Raw genomic sequence first — 23,572 nt, forward strand, 5'->3', positions numbered from 1 at the left:
AGAGGATAATTGTAGAAAAAAGTCGAACTTATCGATGAAGCAAGAAAGCAAAGGTGAAGGGGATATTATGCTCACATCTTCCAATAAAAATTCTTTACGTATTACTATTTTATATGCTACTGTTTCTAGCATATGGATACTTTTTTCTGATAGCGTATTAAATTTGATGGTTGCAGATCCACAGATGATTCTTCGATTATCAATAGTTAAAGGCTGGATTTTTATTGCTTTAACAAGTATGATGTTATATTTTCTGATACAACATCATACTTTACAGTACGAAATCAAAAATCAAGAGTTAGAAAAAAACAATCTTGAACTTATGGCAGCTTATGAAGAGTTAAGGGCATTAGAAGAAGAATTGCGTGATCAGTTGGCCACCTTAGAAAAAAATCAAGAATTGCTTCGAGAAAATAAAGAATTACTGGTTACAAAAAATACATATCTGAATACATTATTCGGAACAACATTAACAATGGTAAAACGCATGAATATGAATGCTTTATATCAAAGGATTGTCGAAGGGGCAGCAGAACTTGCTGATTCAGCTGACGCTTTTATCTTTTTAGTAGATCCTACAGGCGAATACTTAGAATTAAAAACGAGTACTGGTGGTCCTCATACAGAAAATACTGGAATGATCCTCAAACGGGGAGAGGGGTTATCTGGTAGGGTATGGCAGAAGGGGCATAGTATCATTATTGATAACTATAATTCTTGGTCTGAAAAAGTGACAGGGCATAATTTTAGTAGCATGGGGGCAATGGTCAGTGTGCCTGTCTATCGTGAAAGTCAGATCGTAGCGATCTTAGGTTTAAGTTATTCAAATCATAGTGGAAAAACTTTTACAGAAGAGAAAATGACTGTACTTGAACAGTTCGCAAACATTGCATCATTAAGTATTGATAATGCTCGCTTATATGATTCACTGCAGATGGAATTAGAGAAACGGCAAAAACAGCAAGAAAAAATTTCCTACCTTGCTTATCATGAACCTATCACAGGTTTGTACAATCGAAATTTCATCAAAGAAACTTTTGGAGAGTTGTTAGCATCAAACAATAAAATTGCGGTGTTGATGTTAGACTTGGATGGTTTTAAGATTGTCAATGATATTGCAGGTCATGATGCAGGTGATAATTTACTAAAGATCATGGCTAAACGTTTGAAAAGTATTAATATCCCTTGTCATATTGCTAGTATGGGGGTGGATAAATTTATTATTATCTACCAACCGCCAAATGAAGGAGAAGGGTATGTAGAAAAAATCGCTGAAATGTTACTTGATGCATGCAGTGAGCCATTTGAGGTTGATGGCTATGATTTTTCTTTGACAGGTAGTGTAGGGATCGCTGTGTATCCTGATGATGGTCATGACATTGGTGTATTAATCAAAAATGCAGATATTGCAATGGCACGTGCTAAAGAAAAGAAGGAAAATAGTTATCATTTATATACGAAGGAACTATCCAAGCAAATTGTGAGTCGACTCAATTTAGAAAGAGACTTGCGGGATGCTCTTGAAAGAGATGAATTAGTTCTTTATTATCAGCCTCGCGTCAATATTAAAACTGGAGAGATTCAGTCTCTTGAAGCGTTAGTACGTTGGCAGCATCCAGAACGTGGGTTGATTTTTCCTGATCGTTTTATCCCCTTAGCTGAAGAAACAGGGCTGATTGTTCCCTTAGGAACGTTGGTTTTAGAGCAAGCCTGCCGGCAAATTAAAACATGGTACGATGCGGGAAAATGGATGACAATTTCAGTGAATCTTTCTGCCAAACAATTTTATCATGGTAATCTTTTAGAGACAATCAGGGGTATTTTAGAAAAGACAGGTGCTTTGCCAGAACTATTAGAATTAGAAATTACAGAAACCTTGTGCTTATACGATATTGCATCTGCAATTGAAACAATGAAGGCATTAGGGAAACTGAAAATACGTATTTCCATGGATGATTTTGGTACTGGTCAGTCCTCTTTAGTCAATTTGAAACGATTACCCATAGATACATTGAAAATTGATAAATCTTTTATCCAAGATGCAGAGGTGTCCTTAGAAAGTGCTTCAATTGTAAAAACCATTGTTATTCTTGGTAAAACCATGCACCTTAACGTAACAGCAGAAGGCGTTGAAACTGTAGGACAATTAGAACTTTTACAGCAATATGAGTGTGATGAAGTGCAAGGTTATCTTTTTAGCAAGCCCTTGCCTTTAGAAAATATTGAAGCATATTTAGAAAATAATAAAAATCTAGAAATTATAGGTAGCTAAAACGGCAAATAACCCCATCGTGGAAGGTTTTGCATGAATCGCAAAACTTTCCACGATGGGGTTTTCTTAATCAATATGACTGATGTTCAGGTTTTTGAAAATGTATCGTTATGTTGACGATTTCTGGATGGTTACCGATGCGAATCGGTGGACCCCACGTGCCGACACCACAGGAGACAATGATTTGCATGCCTTCTTTGCGAAGATAGCCCCAGTCTAATTCATAGATCTTTTTAGTTAATAAGTTATTGGGAAACAGTTGTCCTAGGTGAGTGTGCCCTGATAGTTGCAAATCAACACCTTGCTCGATGCCATCTTGTAGATTATGTGGCTGATGATCAAGTAAGATAATCGGCAATGCATGGTCAGTGCCAGTCATAACTGTACTTAGTTCTTCCCGTTCAATACCTGTATAACGTTTCTTGGAGAGATCATCCCGACCGACGAGATAGAAAGCGTCAGCTACACGTGTTGACTGATCGCGTAACATATGAACATGACCTTGTTCCAAGTACTGAATAGCCAAATCGGTTTTTTTGTCAAAATATTCATGGTTGCCTAAAATTCCATATGTGCCGAACTTAGGTTTTAATCTCGCGAAGTTATCAATCATATTTTGATTTTGGAGTACATCAACATTGCTATCAATAATATCGCCAGTAAAGAGTACAAGATCAGGTTCCAATTGGTTAATACGATTGATAAGTTTAGTTAAGCGCTTATTCGTAATGATATTTCCCAAATGAATGTCTGAGACCATCACAACCTGTAGTGTTTCCAGAGAACCTGCAGGTTTGGGAATCGTAATCTCATAATTTTGGGTCAAGGGATGGCGGGCATTCCAAGTGCCATAACTAATCAAGAGTAATGTCGTACAGAAGATTGTAGTCGTTATGATAAAAGGATGTTTTGTTAATTTTTCTGGTAAAAAAATTTTTCGTCGATTAATGAATCGTAATAGATCAATCAATAAGGTAAATAAGCATAAATAATAAAGAGTACCTACCCAAAGAGCACCAAGGAATGTAAGGTTATCGATCCACATAGATGGAAGATAGGATTCTCCTAATCGAGCGAGGGGGTAAGCTGCTGCAAGCAAGCATACAACAATTTTATAACATAGACCTCTTACTGGGGCAGTACTTAGATTTAATCCTTGCCAACCTCGCCAACCTACATAATAATTAGCAGTGCTATAAATGGCTAAGAATATTGTTATCATTAAGACTAAGTTGCTGTTCATGGTGATGTTTATTCTCCTTCAGATTATCAGCATATTCTGCGATCTCTTATTATCATTTCGCGATTCTGCTAGTTTTTCCTGCAGAAGAAAACTGCTAGCTGGCAATATGCCAACTAGCAGTTTTTGTTTAAAAAGTTATTCACCAAGAATGGCTTTCATATCTTCTTCAGCCGTAGTGATGAGTTGTAAACCAAAGGTTTCATTAAGGACTTTGAAAACATTTGGCGAAATGAATGCAGGAGGTGTAGGTCCAATGCGAATGTTCTTCACACCTAAGTGGAGAAGAGTTAAGAGGATGGCTACAGCCTTTTGCTCATACCAAGAAAGAACAAAGGAAAGAGGCAGATCATTTACGCCACATTTAAAGACGCTAGCCAAGGCTACAGCGACTTGAATACCAGAGTAAGCATTATTACATTGACCTAAATCAAGCAGACGAGGAATGCCATCAATATCACCAAATTCAAGATCATTAAAGCGATATTTACCGCAGGCTACAGTTAAAATTACGCAATCTTTAGGTACTTTTTGTGCCATTTCAGTATAGTAGTTACGACCAGTTTTGGCACCATCACAGCCACCGATGAGGAAGAAACGTTTAATTTTACCAGTTTTAACGGCTTCAACAACTTTATCAGCCAAGCTAAGGATCACGTTGTGATGGAAACCTGTATCTAAAGTATATGTGCCTTCAGTTTCAGTCAGTGCAGGCAAAGCTTTTGCATGAGCAATGATTTCAGAAAAATCACGGTCAAGGATTTGTTTGCCGCCTTGCAGACCTGTGATGTTACGCATGTAGATGCGATCGCCATAAGTACATTTAGCAGTAAGAGGCATTACGCAGTTCGTAGTGACTAAAATTGCACCAGGGAAATTTTCAAACTCAGTACGTTGGTTTTGCCATGCAGTACCGAAGTTTCCTACTAAATGTTTGTATTTTTTCAGCTCAGGATAACCATGAGCAGGTAACATTTCTCCATGAGTATAAACATTGACGCCTGTACCTTCTGTTTGTTTCAACAGTTCTTCAAGATCGAGTAGATCATGACCAGTGATGACAATACCAGGTCCAGGTTTCGTGCCAGTAAAGACTTTGGCAGGGGTTGGAGAACCAAAATGATCAACATGAGCTTTATCAAGTACTTCCATAATTCTAAGGTTCATTTCACCACATTTTAAGACCATTTCAATATGTCTTTCTAGGCTAAAATTAACGTTAGTTAATGTAAAGAACAAAGCATCATGCATAAACGCATCGACTTGTTCATCTCTAGCACCAAGTTCGCGTGCATGATGGGCATAAGCAGAGATTCCTTTTAGTCCAAAAATAAGTGTATCTTGAAGGCTGGCGATATCTTCGTTTTTACCGCAAACCCCCACGGTAGTACAGCCTGTACCTGCTGCAGTTTGTTCACATTGATGGCAAAACATACTCATTATTCATATCCCCCTCGTATTTTTTAATTACATAACTTATTATAACGAGGTTAAGATAAAATGAATGTGATGTACATCACAATTTTAGCAAAAAAGATAAAAAAATGTCAGAATAGTAAAAATATCGATTAAATCTTCTTGAATTTTTTTATGGTAGTGACTAAAATGTCAACTTCATCTCCATTTTTTACAATGGCTGTATATTCTGTTGGCTGCTGATTTAAGTGAATCATTACACTGCTGCCTCGTGGCAGATCGCGTGTATTAAAATCAGCAGCTAGTAGTACATCACTAATCATTGGGTGTGGTTGCTCTGTGCAAGAAAAATCTATGATACTGCCCTTGGGAGCGATATCTGTTGGCAGAGCTTGAATACCATTCATTGTAATACTAAAGCGACGTAGAGGGATCTGACATTTAGCGCCATTGAATAAGAGGGTAAGGGCATCTTCAGATGGATCATGCAAACCGAGAAGTTCACTAATTGTAGGTTCTGGTGGATTGATCACTCGAATCGTATCACCAGCCTTAACAGGTGTAGAGGCTTGAGCTAAGGTTTGGTTAAGAGTATATTGCGGCCATACGCTATAGATGCGTTCACTTCCATTAATGGTATATATATATTGAATCGGTTCGCTTTCACTACCGGTTGCCGTTAATACTTCTCCAAGGGTGAGAGGCAATCGGCATGTCACTTGATCACGATCAGTGAGTTGTGATTCAGGATCAGCGACGATACCGTTAACCGTAAGAATAGAAGGAATATAGTGAGATTGTTCATTAATAAAAAGAGGTAATGCCATAGATGTATCTACGATATCCCGGAGATAGACGACAGGTACAGAACCGTCGACACCTTTAATAACCGTGATTGTATCATCTTCATGTAAAGGATGATCCAGTGAAGTTTCACTGCCATTTAATTCAATGCGCCCAGGTTTTCCATACGTTCCAGAAAAAAACTTAGTTTGTCCATTCGTATTGATGGTGATACCCATTCCTGGACGACCGCGTAGACTACGAATATCAATACCAGCTGCTAAGAGAGCATCGGCAATTGTCAGTTGTCCAAGATTAAATAAATGTAATGGTTGCTTATTTAATGTAACGTTAATAAAATTTAGGGTTGGACTTGCTGAAAGTTTTAAAATACCTAAAGGTGTTACAGCATCAGGGGCACAAAGATCAGTAGGGATATTGTGAAGACCTTCTATTGTATCAGGACAGCGAACAGCTACTCTTGAAGCTGGCATATCAAGGGCTTGGGCCAGCAGTTCGGGGAGCATAGGAGTCAGAGAACCACCACCGACGAGTAGTACTGCCTGCGGCGCAACGTTATTTAAGGTTACAATTTGTAAGGCGATGGCTTGAGCAAGTTGGGCGACGTCTTGTGTAATACTATCAATTATTTCACTAGTCGGCACTTCATGGCTAAAACCTAAGACATCATTAAATGTAACTTTATTTATTTCTGGATCAGTAAGTTGCCTTTTAATTTTTTCAGCGACATTAAAGTCGAGGAGGTGTTTTTGGGAAATGGATTCGGTAATTTCATCGCCAGCACAAGGAACCATGCCATAACCGATAACCGAACCATCTTTAGTAATGGCTACATCAGATGTGCCTGCTCCTACATCAACTAAGACAAGATTAAGATGGCGCATAGTCTGAGGGATCAGTACGTTAATAGCCGCAATTGGTTCAAGGGTTAAGGTGGCCATCTCAAGATTGACCATCGTAATGGCTGATTGCAAGGAATCAATAACTTGTTTAGGAAGAAAAGTTGCAATTAGTTCAATGCTAGCTAGTTTACCTCGTTGTCCTACTAAAGTTTTGAGTGGGGTAGTATCGAGTGTAAAACTGACAACACTGTAACCAACACAATAGTATGCAGTCGGATCATTAATGGCGTTGGAAGTCGATAGTTGCTGCTGAGCCGACTGGATAGCTGCTAATTCTAAAGCATGCTCATCGATTTTTGTCAGTATACCCCGATCATAGGCTTCAATTTCGGCTTGGGATTTTATTGTACATAAAGCCCGTCCAGCTGCTGCTACGGATACTTTCTGTAAGGGACCACATGTTTCTTCCAATTTATTTTTAATAATAGCAATAATTTTGGCAACTTCTGGGACGTCTTTAATTTGTCCATCTAGCATGGCGCGTGTATGATGTTCTCGGCGTTCGGAAGCTATGATTTCGATACCATGTTCTGTTTGTTCCCCAACTAATCCGACAACACTGCGTGTGCCAATATCTAATGCAAATAGCAGGTTTTTTTTCATAAAAGGCTCCTTTATGCATTGCTTTTTTTTACCGATCAAACATTTTTAAATAGGGATAGAGTGAGTAAAACCTTTGTGGTTCTTAAGTTCGCTTTTTGTTGCCGATTTCCTTTTTGACTGGTATAATTGCTGTGTCTATAAAAAGAATTTTTTTGTTTTAAAATAGAATAAACGGTCGAATTTGATAAGTATTTGTTGATATTGAGAGGAGTTAGATTGTGTCCCACATTCACATTGTTGTTGATACTAGTGCGCAGCTTACGAAAGAAATGTTTGAAAAACATCCTAATTTACATAGTGTGTCTATGAAAGTACGGATCGGTGAAGAAGAATGGCCTGAAGATGAGATTTCCAACGCAGAGTTATTTAGGAGATCTAAGGAATGTAAACAACATCCTCAAACTTCACAGCCTGCGCCGGGTGATTTTATTGAGATATGTAAACCCTTGCTTGAGGCGGGCAAAGAAATTATTGTGATTGCAGTATCAGGTGGGCTCAGTGGCACTGCACAAGGTGCAAGATCCGTAGCCAAGATGCTTGATGAAAAACGAATGCATGTTATTGACTCGAGTACAGCCTCCATTGGAATGGTGCAACTGGCTAAAGGGGCATTAGCAATGGCGGATTCTGGTATGGAGACTTCCGTGATCATTAGTAAATTATTAGCGATGGTTGAAGCAACACATACCCTCATTCTGGTTGATACCTTAGATTATTTATATAAGGGTGGACGTATTGGTGGGGCTGCTGCGTTATTTGGTACTATTTTTCAAATTAGACCAGTCATTCATTTAATAGATGGTAAAGTTGCAGTTTTAGATAAAGTACGTACGAAACAAAGAGCAGTGACTCGGATGCTTGATGAGCTTAAGCGCTATAATGAATTAGAGTATATTGGTATTGGTAATGTGGATGCTCCTCTTGAAGAAGAGATGATTGTAGAGCGAGTCAAAGAAATATATCCAGATGTTCCCATACTCCATGCTGGGATTGGCTCCGTATTGGGTGCCCATTTAGGACCCGGTATGATCGGGGTTGTTTTTCAAGAGAAAATAAAATAAAGCAGTATTTTGGTAAGTGGGAGGGATTCATAGTGCAGGAAAAAATGGAATGGATTACTGGTAATGATTTTCGCCAGATGATTATAGGAGCCTATCAGACTTTTATGCGTGAACATGAATACATTAACAGTTTGAATGTTTTCCCAGTTCCTGATGGTGATACAGGTACCAATATGTTATTAACCCTAGGATCAGTGGCGCGGGCTGTTAGTGAAGCCACTGATAGTGATATTGGTTCATTGAGTAAGCGGGCGGCCGATAGTGCAATTATGGGAGCGCGGGGTAATTCTGGTGTGATCTTATCCCAGATTTTTCGTGGGATTGCCCGTGGTTTGAGTGGTAAACAACAAGCTACATCAGCAGAGGTTGGTAAAGCTTTTCAATATGGTGTCTTATATGCCTATCGAGCAGTGTCAAAACCAGTAGAAGGGACAATTTTGACTGTTGCGAAAGGCATTGCTAAGGGGACTCAGCAGGCAGTACGTGATCGTTTATCTTTTGTTGAGATTTTAACTTGTGCAATTACTGCAGGTGAGCAGGAACTTGAAAGAACTCCTGAATTGTTGCCGATTTTAAAAGCTGCTGGAGTCGTCGATGCTGGTGGTAAAGGATTGATCGTATTTTTATCAGGTTGTCTTGAAGGTTTGGGTGGCGAATATAGTGGACCTGAAGCGAATATTGATAGTCATTTGCAGGCAGATTTTCCTAATGCGTTGGAAGTTGATTTAGTCCATCCTTATTGCACGGAATTTTTGGTTAAACGGGCAAGTATTAGCACTGCTGATGTGAAAAAACACTTGCATAATATGGGAGACTCTCTTGTTGTAGCCCAAGGCAGTGATTTTTTGAAAGTTCATATTCATACGGCCCATCCTGGTGGAATATTGGAATTAGCGACAGCTTGGGGTACTTTGCATGATATCAAAATTGACAATATGGCTGATCAACATCAGCACCGTCAAGAAATGTCCATAACTCCTGAAGAAGAAGCTACTGGCATTGTTGTGATTAGCGTAGCTGCAGGTTCTGGGGTGGCTGAAATCATGAATCAAATGGGTGCTGGCATTGTGATTATGGGCGGGCAGACGATGAATCCGCCTGTTGAAGATTTTGTCGATGCTGTACATCGGGGGAATGGGGCACAGTATATTATTTTGCCTAATAATAAAAATATCATCTTAGCCGCTGAACAAGTAAAAAAATTACTTGGTGACAGGGTCGAAATTGTGCCGACGACCAATGTTCCCCAGGGCCTTGCTGCGTTAGTAGCTTTTGATGCTGAGCTAGATATGGCTACGAATATTGAACGTATGATGAGTCGTCTTGGCGACGTAACTGCGGCTGCCGTTACAACAGCAGTGCGAGATAGTATGGTTGATGGGCGTACTGTTGTGTCAGGAAAGTTCATTGGTGTAGTGGACAATCGGGTGATGGTGGATGCGGATGAAGTCGGTATTGCCTTGAGCAAAATGGTAAATTTATTACTGCAGCCCGAACATGAAATGATTAGCCTGTATTATGGTGCTGATCTTGCTGAAACTGAAGCCCAGGAATTAACCGAATCCTTGAGACGTGATTTACCGAATCTAGAAATAGTGTTATATTTCGGTGGACAACCCCATTATCATTTCATCTTCAGCATTGAGTAAAAATAGAATTTACTTCTTCCTTTTTGAACTCATTGTGTATATAATAAAGGGATAGGGTGTATAATGTTTTTGATGGTTATCCTGACTAAGGAAAGGAGATTTTTATGTCTCAAAGAATAAGTTTACAAGATGTGCTTCGGGACTATGGTGTGCCACTAGTGACGTTAGATGTTACGGCCTCAGAAGCAGAAAGTCATAAATTACGTGAGCATTTAAAAAAATTAGCTAAAGATAAGGAACAGGGTTATTTGGAAGTTAATTGTTCCTTCTTTATTGATATTCATGATATTGATCGTTATTTATTAGGTGAACTTCCTAATTTATCAGCCATTTATGCCTTTCCGGAAGATGTGAAAGTCCATAAGGAGGAATAGTGGTTTATGAAAAAAGTCATAGCTTTCACGCTGATGCTACTCATGCTTGGAAGTACAGTGTGTTTAGCTGCTGTTAGTAGTTCGGGAGCGAAACCTTCTTCTAGTAGTAGTAGCAAACCGTCCACATCAACTCCTTCATTAAATAAGCAAACAGCACCAGCGAATAATGCTGGAGAGTATAAACCTTCCGCACCAGCCAATAGTTATGGTGATAAGGCGCCAGAGAAACAAGTAGCGCCTAGTGTACAGCAGGGAACTCAGTCTCCATCGTCAACAAATAGCTTTTGGCGTAATGCCAGTATGTTTGGTGGTGGTATGCTTGCAGGTAGTCTGCTTGGCAATCTATTTGGTTCAAGTCATATGGGTGGAGGATCATCTATATTCGGTATGCTCATGAATCTTATAATGATTGGTGGGGTCGTGCTCGGTATCCGCTATTTGTGGAATAAAAGTCGGAATAAAGATCGATGAATAAGGGAAAACTTGGTTGAAATCAAGTTTTCCCTTATTTTTTTGCAGTATGCTTAGGGCGATCGATCATCGTATAATCAGGACTTTAGATAGCTGTTCATTGATGTTATAATGAGAATATACTGTTAATTTTTATTATAAATTGATAGTGAAAGAGTTAATCCGTAATGAGCTGCTAAATCATAGTTGAGAAGGAAGTGGATTTTGGTGAATAAATTTATGGAAGTTGCTAACGAAGAAGCCTTTCATGGCATGACAAAGAATGAAGGGGGGCCTTTTGGTGCTGCTATTATTAAAGATGGCGTTATTATTGCCCAAGGCCATAATGAAGTTCTTAAGACAAATGATCCAACAGCACATGCTGAAGTGGTTGCCATTCGGAAAGCTGCAGCTTTATTAGGAAAATTTGATTTATCAGATTGTGAAATTTATTCCTCTTGTGAACCTTGCCCTATGTGTTTGTCAGCTATCTTTTGGTCTCGAATCAAAACGATACATTATGGTTGTACGAAGGAAGATGCTGCGAGGATCGGTTTTGATGATAATCTCATTTATGAATTTATAAAAAATCCTGAATTATATAGTGATTCTCTAAAGTTGATTCCTCAAGATCGTGAGGAATGCCTGAAGAGTTTTGAGTTATGGCGTACTAAAGAAGACAAAGTCGGTTATTAAATAAAAATAAACGCCCACATCTTGTGTGAAGATGTGGGCGTTTATTATAGTCATCTATTTTAGCGTGGTACCTGTTTCAAACTCAACGCGATACGGTTGCGCTGTTCATCAACGCTGAGAATCATGACATCGACAATATCGCCTACTGAAACGATATCGAGTGGATGGCGGAAGTTTTTGTGGCTGAGTTCTGAACGATGGATAAGACCATTGATTTTGATACCAATATCGACGAAAGCACCAAAATCAATGACGTTGTGCACCGTGCCTTTTACAATCGCACCAGGTGTTAATTCTGATAATTTGACAATGTTTTTACGAGTCATTGGAGCAGGCATATCTTCCCGAGGATCACGACCAGGTTTGGCAAGAGCTGCTAAGATATCACGAAGGGTAGGTTCGCCAGCTTCGAGTTCGGTAGCCAAGAGAGCAACATTGGCTTCTTTAGCGGCTTCTTGGATAACTTGGAGCGTCTCTTTATCTTTAAGATCTTTAGGCGAAAAGCCTAGCTTATCTAAAACAGTAGAAGCAAGTTTGTAAGATTCAGGATGAACAGGTGTATTATCAAGAGGATTATCACCTTCTTTAATGCGTAAGAAACCAGCGCATTGGACAAAGGTAGCCTGTCCTAACCGAGGTACTTTTAGGAGTTGGGCTCGATTTTTAAAAGAGCCATTTTGATCGCGATAAGCGACAATATTTTTAGCAACTGTTGCGTTAATACCTGAGACATGTTTTAAAAGTTCAATGGAAGCCGTATTGAGCTCTACACCGACATGATTTACGGCTGATTCTACAACATTTGATAAGGTGCCGCTGAGTTCTTTTTGATTGACATCATGCTGGTATTGGCCAACGCCGATGGATTTGGGATCAATTTTGACTAGTTCGGCTAGAGGGTCTTGTACCCTGCGGGCAATGGATACTGCACCACGAAGTGTAACATCAAGGTCAGGCAATTCATCTTTTGCGAGTTTAGACGCTGAGTAGATGGATGCTCCTGCTTCATTGGTAATGAGATAATGAACAGGCAGATTATGATTGCTAATGAGCTGGGCCGTAAATTCTTCCGTTTCATAGGAAGCGGTCCCGTTACCAATAGCGATCAATGTCACGCCATGTTTTTTGATGGCTTCAAGAACTGTTTGGGCCGATTTCTCTTTTTGCCCTTCTCCCATAGTGACATAGATGACACCTGTCATCAAGACTGTGCCTGTAGGGCTTACTACTGTGGTTTTACAACCAGTACGATAGCCCGGATCAAGTCCCATGACCGTATGACCAGCAAAGGGTGGTTGAAGGAGTAATTGGCGAAGATTAAGTCCAAATACACGGATGGCTTGCTTTTCTGCATTTTCCGTTAGTAAGGAACGGATTTCTCGATCCAGTGCAGGTAATAACAATCTCTTGTAACCATCTGTGATTGCAGCTAAAATACATTCGCTAAAAATAGATGCTCCCTTATTGATTTCGCGGTTAATCAGATCAATATTGGTTTCATGAGGAACGACAAGTTGGACTTTGAGCACATCCTTCGCTTGTCCCCGATTAATTGCCAAAATGCGATGAGAAGGGATACGATTTACAGGTTCTTTATATTCTTTGTAGGTCAGGAATTCTTTCCCAGCATCTTCTGTGACTGCAAGCAACGTACTAATTTCAGCTGTTTGCCAAAGTTTCTTTCGCAGGAGAGCACGAATATCAGCCCGCTCACTGATCATTTCTGCAATAATATCAGAAGCACCAGCAAGAGCTTCTTCAGGAGTGTTAATTTCTTTTTCTTCATTAATATAAGAGGCGGCAATATCTAGAGGAAGACCTTCTTTTAACTGTTGGGCAAGGATCATTTCAGCGAGGGGCTCTAAACCTTTTTCCCGTGCAATTTGTGCACGAGTACGTTTTTTTTGTTTAAATGGTAGGTATAGGTCTTCTAAGTCTTGTAACTTCGTAGTTCCATTAATCGCGATTGTCAGCTCAGGTGTTAATTTGCCTTGCTCTTCAATCGTGGCAATAATATCTTCTTGGCGTTTGACTAAGTTGCGTAAATATTGAAGTCTTTCTTCCGTCGTACGAAGTTGCTCTTCATCAAGCTCACCTGTCACTTCTTTTCGGTAGCGAGCAATAAAAGGAACGGTATTTCCTTCGTCTAATAGCTTGATCGTAGCAATAACTTGTGGAACTTTTATTCCTAGCTCACGAGCAATTAATGTAGTAATATCAGTATGTAACATAATGCACCAACTTTATGATTTTTAGATAGTTTCTATATTATATCACAAAAAATACTTTATCATCTAAAGAAGACTTGAGTAAGGTAGAGTTTCAACGCATTTGATAAAATTTAGGAGATTATTAAATAAGAAATTCTGATGATATTGCTTGGTGCGTTCGTACATGATATTATTTTTTTGGGTATTGTTTTATCCTATTGAGATGAGGTGACATGATATGATGTTTATCGATCATTATTTATTATGGAAAATGGTTGAACGTATGAGTGTTGCTGCTACACTCGCTTTTTTATTATCGCAATTTGCAATCTTTAGACGGATGATTTATCGTCAAGGAAGTTTAGGTGAACAGGCGGCCATTACCATTGTATTTGGCTTAATTGGAATTTTGGGAACTTATTTTGGTATTCCCGTAGGTGATGCCTTAGCGAATTCCCGAGTGATTGGTGTGATGGCAGCAGGACTCATCGGTGGGCCGATGATGGGGGTATCAGCGGGGATTATTGCAGGAGGGCACCGCTATCTGCTAGGAGGTTTTACTGCATTTTCTTGTGGAATTTCCAATGTATGTGAAGGTTTACTTGCAGGAATGGTCCATCGTTATTATCCAGAAAAATTAATTCCTTGGTGGATGGCATTAGCCGCTGGTATTGTGGGGGAAGTCATGCAAATGGGAATTATTTTGCTAACGGCTCGTCCTTATGATTTAGCACGAGAATTGGTCGATGCCATTGCCCTTCCTATGATTGTGGTGAATTCTCTTGGGGTTGCGATTTTTATGTTGATTATTAAAACAGCGATGTATACTCAAGAGCAAGTGGGAGCTGAACAATCTCACAAAGCACTTGATATTGCGACAAAAACCTTACCATATCTTAGACATGGGCTTGATCGTAAATCGGCTCAGGCTACAGCGAAAATTATTTTTGATGCAGGTGGGTATGAGGCCGTTGCTATTACCGATAGCAATCAGGTTCTTGCTTTCGTAGGCGTTGAATCCGCTCATCATTCTCCGGATACCTTAGGGCTTACAAGTTCTACACGGCAAGTACTCGGGAGTGGAGAGATGTACATTGCCCAAAGTCCGATTGGAATTGGTTGCGCTTGTGTGAATTGCAAATTAGCCAGTGGAATCGTTGTACCCTTGAAGAGAGCCAATCATGTGATTGGTACTCTCAAACTCTATTATACGCGGACAAATGCAGTTGGACAGGCCGATAAAGTATTTGCTTCTGGTGTTGCTCATTTATTTTCCACCCAATTGGAATTGACCGAAATTGACAGGCAAGCAAAACTAGTTGTGCGGGCCGAGCTTAAAGCTCTCTATGCCCAAATTAACCCACATTTTCTTTTTAATACGCTTAATACCATTACATCCTTAGTTCGTACTAAACCAGATCTTGCTAGAGAATTATTGATTAAGCTAGGGGCAATGTTTCGCTATACCTTGCATAAGACAGGGCGCATTATTACTTTGAATGAAGAGTTAGAGCAAGTAAGGGCTTATTTGATGATTGAACAAGCACGGCATGGTGAAAAATTATTAATCGAAGAAGAGATTTCTCCTGCCCTTGAGAAATGTAGAATTCCCTTTTTGACCATTCAACCTTTAGTGGAAAATGCTATTAAACATGGATTACAGCCTAAAGAAAATGGCGGTCGTATTATCATCAGTGCAACAGAAGTCGATGAAGATATGATTATCAATATTATCGATGATGGTGTTGGTATGGATGTAGGAGGACGATGCCCTCTCACGGCACCAGCACCGGAATGCATTGGTTTATCAAATGTTCATGAACGATTGCGTGGGCAATATGGAGCAGGATATGGTTTGTCCATTGCAAGTGTGATGGGGCGTGGTACGACAGTCACATTGCGGATACCTAAAAAAATGGTTGATGAGGGGGACGAGTGTGCTTAGGATTTTGAGTGTTGATGATGAAAGTCCAGCCCGAGATGAACTTAAATATCTGTTGTCTTTGGAAAATGAAGTGGAAGTCATCGGGGAAGCCGATAGCGGCGCAGCTGCCATTACCATGGCAGCTCAGCTAAAACCAAATGTTATTTTCCTCGATGTACAAATGCGTGGTATGAATGGTTTGGAGACGGCTTCTGTTTTACGTACTGTTGTTCCCGAAACGTTGATTGTTTTTGCGACAGCCTATGATGAATATGCTGTGAGGGCGTTTGAAGTGGGAGCTGTGGATTATATTTTAAAACCTTTTGAAAGCCACCGTATTCACACCACTGTGGAACGACTCAAAAATTACCACCCTGATGAGTGGTTAGAAGCCGTTGGGCGCATCGATACTGCCTTAAGTAAAACAAAAATTATTATAAAAAAACTACCATTAGAAAAAAACGGGAAAATCATTATGGTTCATTATCAGGATCTTATTTATGCCTATACACAAAAAGGACTTGTCAATGTGGTGACGATGGTAGGCGAGTTTGTTTATGGGGGGACATTAACGGATCTAGAAGTGAGACTTGCTCATACCAATTTGGTGCGAGTGCATAAAAGTTATATTGTTAATATGGATAGAGTTAAGGAAGTAGTTCCTTGGTTTAAGGGGACATACTGGCTAAAAGTTGAAGGTGATCATGAAGCAGAAATTCCAGTCAGTAAAAGTCAGATCAAAGAGATCAAAGAAATGTTAGGTTTGAAATAATAGGCAAAGTGATAAGCTTTGCCTATTTTCTATTGACCCTCTAATTGTTTCCAATCAGGTGTTAATTTGTTCTATTGATACGATTGTACTATCTAGAAAGACAAAAGGCATGTATGATTCATTTAAAGATTCAGTTTATTTTATAAAGGGGGATTTTTTATGAATGCTATTTATTTAGTTATTGTAGCGGCCTTAGTGCTGACGTTGGCGTACCGCTTTTATGGCGCGTTTATGGCGACGAAAGTATTGGTTCTTGATTCTAACCGAGTGACTCCAGCCGTGCGTATGAATGATGGTCATGATTATGTGCCCACCAATAAATGGGTAACGTTTGGTCATCACTTTGCAGCCATTGCTGGTGCAGGTCCACTCGTTGGTCCGGTGCTTGCAGCCCAATTTGGTTATTTACCAGGCACTATTTGGTTGTTAGTAGGGGCTGTGGTTGCTGGGGCAGTCCATGATATGGTCATTTTATTTGCTTCTGTCCGATATGATGGTTTATCCATTGCTGAAATTGCAAAAAAAGAAATTAGTAAAGCGTCTGGCATAGCTACAAGCGTTGCGGTATTATTTATCTTAATTATTACAATGGCTGGACTTGCCATTGCTGTTGTCAATGCTTTGTATGATAGCCCATGGGGAACCTTTACTGTTGGTGTAACAATTCCTATTGCGATTTTTATTGGACTTTATTTACGGTATTTACGTCCAGGACAAATTGGCGAAGGTACTGTGATTGGTGTATCTTTAGTATTACTTGGTGTATTCGTTGGTCCTATGGTTCAGAATTCTTGGATTGCACCTTATTTTACTTTTAGTAAAGGGCAAATATCAGTAATGATGGCCGTTTATGGTTTCGTTGCTGCAGCTCTTCCTGTATGGCTACTTTTAGCACCTCGTGATTATTTAAGTACTTATATGAAAATTGGTACCATTTTAGCCTTGGCTTTAGGTATTTTGATTGTACAACCTGAAATCCAAATGCCAGCGTTCACTTCCTTTATTAGTGGTGGTGGTCCGATTATTCCAGGTCCTGCATGGCCATTTTTATTCATTACAATTGCTTGTGGTGCGATTTCAGGCTTTCATGCTCTGATTGCCACAGGTACAACGTCTAAAATGTTAACGAATGAAGCTGAAATACGTGCCGTTGGTTTTGGCGGTATGTTAGTCGAGTCCTTTGTAGCCTTAATGGCTTTGATTGCGGCTACAAGTTTATTCCCAGGAGATTATTTTGCGATCAATACAACTCCGGCAGTGTTTGCAACTCTCAATATGCAAACTCTTGATTTGAACAGTCTTTCTAGTATGGTTGGTGAAAATGTTGCTGGACGCCCAGGTGGTGCTGTATCCCTTGCTGTAGGGATGGCTTATATTTTTGCTAAGATTCCTGGTCTTGAGCATCTCATGTCCTTTTGGTATCATTTCTGCATTATGTTTGAAGCCTTATTTATTCTTACAACCATTGATGCAGGTACACGTGTTGGACGTTATTTGATTCAGGAACTTGGTGGCATGGTGTATCAACCATTAAAAGATCCTCACTGGATGCCTGGTTTGGTTGGCGCTAGTGCTCTCATGTCCTTCTCTTGGGGTTATCTAGTATATGGTGGATCCATATCGACGATTTGGCCATTATTTGGTGTAGCAAATCAACTCCTTGCTAGTATGTCCCTTGCGATTGGTACAACCATGTTATTTAGAATGGGTAAAGGTCGTTATGCTTGGACTACGATTACTCCTATGAGTTTCTTGGCAGTCACGACTGTAGCGGCAGGTTATCTTAATATCACAACAAACTACTTGCCTAAAAATAATTATCTGCTGGCAGGCGCTAGCGCGGTTATGATTGTATTAGTTGTATTTGTTATCAGTGATGCAGTGCGTACTTGGTTACGTATTAGCGCTGAACAAAAGGCAAATAGTTCACCAATTAAAACTAAAGTTGGTTAAGTAAATTTTGGAAACCGTCTGATTCTATCAGACGGTTTTTTTTATGCGCAAAAAGTTGTACATAAGATTTTTATATCTAGTGAATACTAGATTAGGCGTGAACAAAGCAAAATATTGAGAGGAGGTATTTGAATGTTATCTTCAAAAGAATTGATGCAACTCGAGGATATTTTAGGTATGGAACAGACTACGATTAATGCATTGAATAATTTTGCTAGCACAATCCAATGCAATCAAAGCAAACAATTATTTCAACAAATGGCTCAAAAAAATCAACAACATTTTCAAACGTTGAGTAAACATTTAAATGCAGGGCAAACATTACAATAATAATGAAATGAGGTGATTTTATGGCACAAGTCAATCAACAAAGTCAAAAACCAGGTCAACAAGGGCAAAGAATGCAAAGTGGACAAGGTACACAATTTGCTGATAAAGATATTCTTCAGCTTGCATTAAATGAAAGTAAGCATACTGCTGAAGCCCTTAATTCCTTTATTTTAGAATCTACCAATGAACAACTTAGACGTGACTACATGACTGTTCTTGGTGATGTTTATAATCAACAGAAGCAAGTCTTTGATTTAATGCAGCAAAAAGGGTTTTATAGTGTAGAAAATGCTACAGCTCAACAAATTAGCCAAGTGCAAAGTAAATTTAGTGGTCAATTACAATAAACCTTAGTATAATTAATCAGTCCTGTGAAAATACTTCACAGGACTGATTAATTATACTAAGGTTTCTATTGACAATACTTTTTCATCTATATTAGAATAGAGATATAATTATTCAATAATTGTTTTCTAATAGTAATGAATTTAATAGATAGGCGGTGAGTATATGGAAATCTGTATAACTTCTCTACTCCGCGAAAAAGGATTTAAAGTGACTCCCCAACGGCTAGCGATTTATAATATGTTAGCGTCAACTCACTCACATCCTAATGCGGAGATGATTTTTAATGAACTCCAAGCGATGTACCCAACAATGAGTTTAGCAACTGTTTATAAGACGATGGAGATTCTTAAAGAAATAGGATTAGTAAAGATTCTAAACGCAGGCGAAGATAGTTTTCGTTATGATGCTGATACTAGTGATCATCCTCATGTAAGATGCATGGAATGTGGTCAGGTCGAGGATGTTGACAATATTGATTCTGTTGATTTTGTGAAGCAAGTAGCCCAGGGGACTAATTATAAATTGGTCAATCAACAGTTTTATTTCTATGGAATTTGTCCGAGCTGTCAGCGTAAAGAGTTAAACTAAGAACGTATTTTCTAAATAAGCATTAAGAAAAGTCTGGTCAATATGGCCAGACTTTTTTTCGTAATTAGAAGGTATAACACTTTCTCGATTACAAGTAAGAGCAACTAAGATATCTTCTTTTCAGATAACAAGCATTCTTTAAAAATATGCTTATTGCACTTGTGGCAATGATCTTTATTTATGTGTTCAATCGCATAGGTTATGGCATTTGAAGTATGAGGAAATAAATGATCAGGGCCAATTTGCTCATAAAGTCCTGTTGTTTTTAATTTTTTTTCAGGTTGTCCACTTAAACCACACATTAATACGATAATCCCTTTTTTTTGTAGGTTCTCAACAATCGTACGAAGATGGTTTTCACCAGTCAGATCAATTAAAGGAACTTTACTCATACGCAAAATAATAACTTTAGGATCATAATGAATGGTGTTCATAATGCTGTGAGAAAACATTTGAGCTGCTCCAAAAAATAAAGGACCTTCAATGCTGAAAATACTAATTTGTGGGCAATCATGTGTTTCTGCCACATCTTGATCCGAAATCTCAACAAGATAATTCTCTTGGTCTGGAACGACCTGTGTGACCACTAAAATGGCACTCATTCGTTTCACAAAGTTCATCATTGCCAATAGCAGACCAATTTCTACGGCGACTGTTAAATTGGCTAATACAGTAAGGAAAAATGTAATTAATAATACTCCAGCATTAAATGGTCGTACTTTTACAATGCTGATAAAGGCATGGTGTTCACTCATATTATAAGCTACAATCATTAAGACTGGAGCCATACTCGCTAGTGGAATCAGACCCGCATATGGTGCAAGAAGGAGCATTGTGATGAGTACAAAAATTGCAGAAATGATAATGGAATATCGTGTTGCCGCTCCGCATTTGATATTTGTTGCTGTACGAGCAATGGCACCCGTTGCTGGGATGCCGCCAAATAATGGAGCCACCATATTGGCGATACCCTGACCGATTAATTCCCGATTGCTGTTATGTTGTGTGCCTGACATCCCGTCAGCAACGACAGCTGACATTAAAGATTCAATGGCTCCTAATATAGCAATCGTCAGTGCTGGTTGAAGTAATTGATTTAACTTATCTAAGGTAAAAGTAGGAATTTTTAATTGCGGTAGATTACTGGGGATTCCGCCGAAGGTTGAGGCAATTGTACTGACATCAGTAGGAAAAAAGATAGAAGCGATGAGGGTTGAAACGATAATTCCTACCAATGAGCCAGGGACTTTTGGCAAAAAACGTGGTGTAAGTAGGATGAATGCCAAACAGATGGATGCCGTGAGTGCGCTATAAGGATTGATCGTATTAAGGTGAACAATAATGTCACTCATATTGGCAATGAAACTTTCATGACGTTCAAGACCTGTCAGACCTAAAAAGTTACCAATTTGACCAGTAAAGATATTTACGGCAATACCCGCTGTAAATCCTATTGTTACAGAGCGTGGTATGAATTTGATTAATGAACCCATATCTAAAAAACCCATTACAATTAAGATAATTCCAGAAATAAATCCAGCAATGAGTAAATTTTCATAGCCATAGGTTAAGACAATGGATAATAATATAGGAACAAAAGCACCTGTAGGACCTGCGACCTGATATTTACTGCCACCAAATAAGGCAACTAAGCAAGCAGCAATAATTGTAGTATAAATACCATGCTCTGGATTGACGCCAGAGGCAATGGCGAATGCCATGGCAAGTGGTAATGAAATAACACCGACAGTAAGACCTGCAAGTAGATCTTTTTTGAAAAAACGAGTAAAATAACGTTTAAGTGGTACCCGGATGGCACGTGGCATATGAAAACCCCTTTCAAATTCCCCAGAAAATAGATATGTCCACTATTATACACCTATATCAAAAATATGTGCAATAACAATATGTTGAAATGTTTATATATATATAGTATTATAAAGTTTATAGATTTGAATATTTGAATATTTGAAGATAAAATGTCATTGATAATAAAGTAAGTAAAGAAGGAGTGAACTCATGAATCGCGAAGTTCAACAATTTAAGGCTGAATTTTTTAAAGCTTTATCCCATCCATTGCGAGTCCATATTTTAGAAATTTTATGTGAGGGCGATAAGAATGTTAATGAGTTACAATCTTTATGCGGTGTAGAAGGATCAGCCATTTCACAGCAATTGGCTATTTTGCGTAATAAAAAAATTGTCACAGCACGCAAAGAAGGAACGCGCGTGTTGTATTCTTTGCAAGATCCGATGATCAAAGAGCTGCTTGGGATTGCTCGGCAAATTTTTAATAATCATCTTATTGATACCATTAGCATGTTGGATCGTTTTCATAAAGAATCATTAGTATAGAGAGATTGTTTATATTTAAAGAATTTTAATGTCATTTCTAGCACAGGAGTGACATTAAAATTATGTTTCTTACTATGATTGAGGAGGAATGTAGATGCTAGATGTGCTGAATAGAGAGAATTTTCCTACAGAATTAACATTGGCACAAGAATTATTTCATGAGCTAGAGGCAATTATCAGTTCTTCTTATGATGGTATGTTCATTACCGACGGAGAGGGAGTTGTACTGCGGGTTAATAGTGCTTATGAACGTATTACAGGTATTAAAGTAAATGAAGTATTAGGAAGAAATGTTAAAATCCTTGTAGAGGAAGGATATTATGATGAATCTGTGACTGTGTTAGTTATGGAGAAACTTGAAACCATAACGATAAATCAAACAATCAAAAAAAATCGTAAGATATTAGTGACAGGAAATCCAATTTTTGATGAACTCGGCAACTTATTTCGAGTTGTAACGAATGTGCGGGATATTACAGAATTAGCTGATTTGCAAAGTAAATTGCTAAAAACAAAAGAGCAAACCTTGAAATATAAAGCTGAATTATCTCATTTGCGATCCCTACATATTCAAGATAAGGAAATGATTTCTCGCAGTAGTAAGATGGCGCAAGTTGTTGAGCTTGCAATGAAAATTGCTGATGTGGATTCGACAGTGATGATCAATGGTGAATCAGGTACTGGTAAAGAATTAATTGCCAAGCTCATTCACAAACAAGGGAAAGGTGCCTCGAAGCCTTTTATTAAAATTAACTGTGCTGCCATTCCTGAACAATTGCTGGAATCTGAGTTATTTGGTTATGAGGGGGGAGCATTTACTGGAGCGAGGAAAGAAGGTAAACCAGGTTTATTTGAATTAGCACATCGTGGAACTCTCTTTCTTGATGAAGTAGGAGATTTACCCTTACTATTGCAAGTCAAATTGCTTCGAGCAATACAAGAAAAAGAAGTTTTGCGCGTTGGCGGTACAAAGACCATTCCTATTAATGCACGAATTATTGCTGCTACACATCGAGATCTGAGCAGTATGGTCAAAAAAGGGACTTTCCGTGAAGATTTATATTATCGATTGATGGTTGTACCCATTTATCTACCCCCATTACGTGAGCGTAAAGAAGATATTTCCTTATTGGCAATGCACTTTATTGACAAATTTAATCATCGTTTTGGCTATAACAAAAAACTTATGCCCCAAGTTATTGATAAATTAATGAGTTATCCATGGCCAGGTAATGTTCGCGAATTAGAAAATGTAATAGAACGCATGGTGGTGACAGCACCGAGTGAAGAGATGACGGCTAATCTTCTTCCAGAGAATATTGGAAATAAAATATTTTTGCCGAAAAGAGGAACAAAGTTAAAAGAAGCTGTAGAACAAACTGAGGCATATCTCTTAGCTGAGAGTTATAACGAATATAAATCTTGGCAAAAAGTCGCTGAGATATTGGGTGTCGACCGAACGACTATTTTTCGCAAGGTGGTCCGATATAAGCTAGGAAAAGCTTAATGTTGCATTATTACTACTGTAGCAACTATGCACAAAGTCAATAATAGAGTAAGAAAAAACGATGAACTAAGAAAAAATGTTGCATTATTGCACAATAAAAAGAATTATCTAAATAGTT

At 38.7% G+C, this 23,572-nt stretch carries 19 protein-coding genes; 14 read left to right on the plus strand and 5 right to left on the minus strand.

The window, feature by feature from the left end; all coding sequences use genetic code 11:
* Positions 1-34 precede the first annotated feature (34 nt).
* A complete protein-coding gene (locus ACAN52_RS19100; protein WP_378956564.1) occupies positions 35-2,272 on the plus strand; it encodes an EAL domain-containing protein in 2,238 nt (745 codons plus the stop codon).
* A gap of 70 nt (positions 2,273-2,342) precedes the next feature.
* Here the strand turns inward: ACAN52_RS19100 and ACAN52_RS19105 are convergent, their stop codons facing one another.
* From ACAN52_RS19105 to ACAN52_RS19115, 3 genes are all read right to left on the minus strand, one after another.
* On the minus strand, positions 2,343-3,515 hold the full coding sequence (locus ACAN52_RS19105) for a metallophosphoesterase (protein WP_378956565.1): 1,173 nt from the start codon (positions 3,513-3,515) through the stop codon (positions 2,343-2,345).
* A 135-nt stretch (positions 3,516-3,650) separates the two neighbouring features.
* Entirely contained in the window at positions 3,651-4,952 is a 1,302-nt protein-coding gene (gene hcp, locus ACAN52_RS19110; protein ID WP_378956566.1) for a hydroxylamine reductase, read from the minus strand.
* A gap of 128 nt (positions 4,953-5,080) precedes the next feature.
* A complete protein-coding gene (locus ACAN52_RS19115; protein ID WP_378956567.1) occupies positions 5,081-7,237 on the minus strand; it encodes a cell division protein FtsA in 2,157 nt (718 codons plus the stop codon).
* Positions 7,238-7,455: 218 nt separating this feature from the next.
* Here ACAN52_RS19115 and ACAN52_RS19120 point away from each other — a divergent pair, with 218 nt between their 5' ends.
* The 5 genes from ACAN52_RS19120 (at position 7,456) to ACAN52_RS19140 (ending at position 11,467) form a co-directional block, all read left to right on the plus strand.
* Entirely contained in the window at positions 7,456-8,298 is an 843-nt protein-coding gene (locus tag ACAN52_RS19120) for a DegV family protein (protein ID WP_378956568.1), read from the plus strand.
* A 32-nt stretch (positions 8,299-8,330) separates the two neighbouring features.
* Positions 8,331-9,947, plus strand: coding sequence for a DAK2 domain-containing protein (locus tag ACAN52_RS19125; RefSeq protein ID WP_378956569.1), 1,617 nt, complete (start codon positions 8,331-8,333; stop codon positions 9,945-9,947).
* A gap of 104 nt (positions 9,948-10,051) precedes the next feature.
* A complete protein-coding gene (locus tag ACAN52_RS19130; RefSeq protein WP_378956570.1) occupies positions 10,052-10,321 on the plus strand; it encodes a hypothetical protein in 270 nt (89 codons plus the stop codon).
* A gap of 6 nt (positions 10,322-10,327) precedes the next feature.
* Positions 10,328-10,792 (plus strand): hypothetical protein, encoded by a 465-nt coding sequence (locus ACAN52_RS19135; RefSeq protein ID WP_378956571.1) that lies wholly within the window; start codon positions 10,328-10,330, stop codon positions 10,790-10,792.
* A 207-nt stretch (positions 10,793-10,999) separates the two neighbouring features.
* Positions 11,000-11,467, plus strand: coding sequence for a nucleoside deaminase (locus ACAN52_RS19140; RefSeq protein WP_378956573.1), 468 nt, complete (start codon positions 11,000-11,002; stop codon positions 11,465-11,467).
* Positions 11,468-11,526: 59 nt separating this feature from the next.
* Here ACAN52_RS19140 and ACAN52_RS19145 read toward each other — a convergent pair whose 3' ends face one another.
* Positions 11,527-13,698: a Tex family protein gene (locus ACAN52_RS19145; RefSeq protein ID WP_378956574.1), complete on the minus strand. Its 2,172-nt coding sequence runs from the start codon at positions 13,696-13,698 to the stop codon at positions 11,527-11,529.
* A gap of 226 nt (positions 13,699-13,924) precedes the next feature.
* On the opposite strand from ACAN52_RS19145, the gene ACAN52_RS19150 reads away from it, so the two are divergent.
* From ACAN52_RS19150 to ACAN52_RS19175, 6 genes are all read left to right on the plus strand, one after another.
* Positions 13,925-15,622, plus strand: coding sequence for a LytS/YhcK type 5TM receptor domain-containing protein (locus ACAN52_RS19150; protein ID WP_378956605.1), 1,698 nt, complete (start codon positions 13,925-13,927; stop codon positions 15,620-15,622).
* The gene (locus tag ACAN52_RS19155) at positions 15,615-16,373 is read left to right on the plus strand and encodes a LytR/AlgR family response regulator transcription factor (protein ID WP_378956575.1); all 759 of its coding nucleotides are present in this window, start codon (positions 15,615-15,617) and stop codon (positions 16,371-16,373) included. The genes ACAN52_RS19150 and ACAN52_RS19155 overlap by 8 nt, the downstream gene beginning before the upstream one ends.
* Before the next feature lie 159 nt (positions 16,374-16,532).
* Positions 16,533-18,326: a carbon starvation protein A gene (locus ACAN52_RS19160; RefSeq protein WP_378956576.1), complete on the plus strand. Its 1,794-nt coding sequence runs from the start codon at positions 16,533-16,535 to the stop codon at positions 18,324-18,326.
* Positions 18,327-18,458: 132 nt separating this feature from the next.
* Positions 18,459-18,656 carry a ferritin-like domain-containing protein gene (locus ACAN52_RS19165; protein WP_378956577.1) on the plus strand — a complete coding sequence of 66 codons (198 nt, stop codon included), beginning with the start codon at positions 18,459-18,461 and terminating at the stop codon, positions 18,654-18,656.
* Between the two features lie 20 nt (positions 18,657-18,676).
* A complete protein-coding gene (locus ACAN52_RS19170; RefSeq protein WP_378956578.1) occupies positions 18,677-19,003 on the plus strand; it encodes a spore coat protein in 327 nt (108 codons plus the stop codon).
* 163 nt (positions 19,004-19,166) lie between these two features.
* Entirely contained in the window at positions 19,167-19,592 is a 426-nt protein-coding gene (locus ACAN52_RS19175; RefSeq protein ID WP_378956579.1) for a Fur family transcriptional regulator, read from the plus strand.
* Between the two features lie 104 nt (positions 19,593-19,696).
* Here ACAN52_RS19175 and ACAN52_RS19180 read toward each other — a convergent pair whose 3' ends face one another.
* Positions 19,697-21,418 carry a SulP family inorganic anion transporter gene (locus ACAN52_RS19180; protein ID WP_378956580.1) on the minus strand — a complete coding sequence of 574 codons (1,722 nt, stop codon included), beginning with the start codon at positions 21,416-21,418 and terminating at the stop codon, positions 19,697-19,699.
* 193 nt (positions 21,419-21,611) lie between these two features.
* Here ACAN52_RS19180 and ACAN52_RS19185 point away from each other — a divergent pair, with 193 nt between their 5' ends.
* A complete protein-coding gene (locus tag ACAN52_RS19185; protein ID WP_378956581.1) occupies positions 21,612-21,947 on the plus strand; it encodes an ArsR/SmtB family transcription factor in 336 nt (111 codons plus the stop codon).
* A gap of 94 nt (positions 21,948-22,041) precedes the next feature.
* Positions 22,042-23,454: a sigma-54 interaction domain-containing protein gene (locus tag ACAN52_RS19190; RefSeq protein WP_378956582.1), complete on the plus strand. Its 1,413-nt coding sequence runs from the start codon at positions 22,042-22,044 to the stop codon at positions 23,452-23,454.
* Positions 23,455-23,572 lie beyond the last annotated feature (118 nt).

The sequence above is a fragment of the Pelosinus sp. sgz500959 genome (assembly GCF_042610375.1).
Classification (GTDB): Bacteria; Bacillota; Negativicutes; order DSM-13327; family DSM-13327; genus CTSoil-075.

Excerpts from the sequence above, each read along its gene's own strand:
- ACAN52_RS19100 (WP_378956564.1), top strand. The coding sequence starts at position 35 with ATGAAGCAAGAAAGCAAAGGTGAAGGGGATATTATGCTCACATCTTCC.
- ACAN52_RS19105 (WP_378956565.1), bottom strand. The coding sequence starts at position 3,515 with ATGAACAGCAACTTAGTCTTAATGATAACAATATTCTTAGCCATTTAT.
- hcp (WP_378956566.1), bottom strand. The coding sequence starts at position 4,952 with ATGAGTATGTTTTGCCATCAATGTGAACAAACTGCAGCAGGTACAGGC.
- ACAN52_RS19115 (WP_378956567.1), bottom strand. The coding sequence starts at position 7,237 with ATGAAAAAAAACCTGCTATTTGCATTAGATATTGGCACACGCAGTGTT.
- ACAN52_RS19130 (WP_378956570.1), top strand. The coding sequence starts at position 10,052 with ATGTCTCAAAGAATAAGTTTACAAGATGTGCTTCGGGACTATGGTGTG.
- ACAN52_RS19135 (WP_378956571.1), top strand. The coding sequence starts at position 10,328 with ATGAAAAAAGTCATAGCTTTCACGCTGATGCTACTCATGCTTGGAAGT.
- ACAN52_RS19145 (WP_378956574.1), bottom strand. The coding sequence starts at position 13,698 with ATGTTACATACTGATATTACTACATTAATTGCTCGTGAGCTAGGAATA.
- ACAN52_RS19160 (WP_378956576.1), top strand. The coding sequence starts at position 16,533 with ATGAATGCTATTTATTTAGTTATTGTAGCGGCCTTAGTGCTGACGTTG.
- ACAN52_RS19165 (WP_378956577.1), top strand. The coding sequence starts at position 18,459 with ATGTTATCTTCAAAAGAATTGATGCAACTCGAGGATATTTTAGGTATG.
- ACAN52_RS19170 (WP_378956578.1), top strand. The coding sequence starts at position 18,677 with ATGGCACAAGTCAATCAACAAAGTCAAAAACCAGGTCAACAAGGGCAA.
- ACAN52_RS19175 (WP_378956579.1), top strand. The coding sequence starts at position 19,167 with ATGGAAATCTGTATAACTTCTCTACTCCGCGAAAAAGGATTTAAAGTG.
- ACAN52_RS19180 (WP_378956580.1), bottom strand. The coding sequence starts at position 21,418 with ATGCCACGTGCCATCCGGGTACCACTTAAACGTTATTTTACTCGTTTT.
- ACAN52_RS19185 (WP_378956581.1), top strand. The coding sequence starts at position 21,612 with ATGAATCGCGAAGTTCAACAATTTAAGGCTGAATTTTTTAAAGCTTTA.
- ACAN52_RS19190 (WP_378956582.1), top strand. The coding sequence starts at position 22,042 with ATGCTAGATGTGCTGAATAGAGAGAATTTTCCTACAGAATTAACATTG.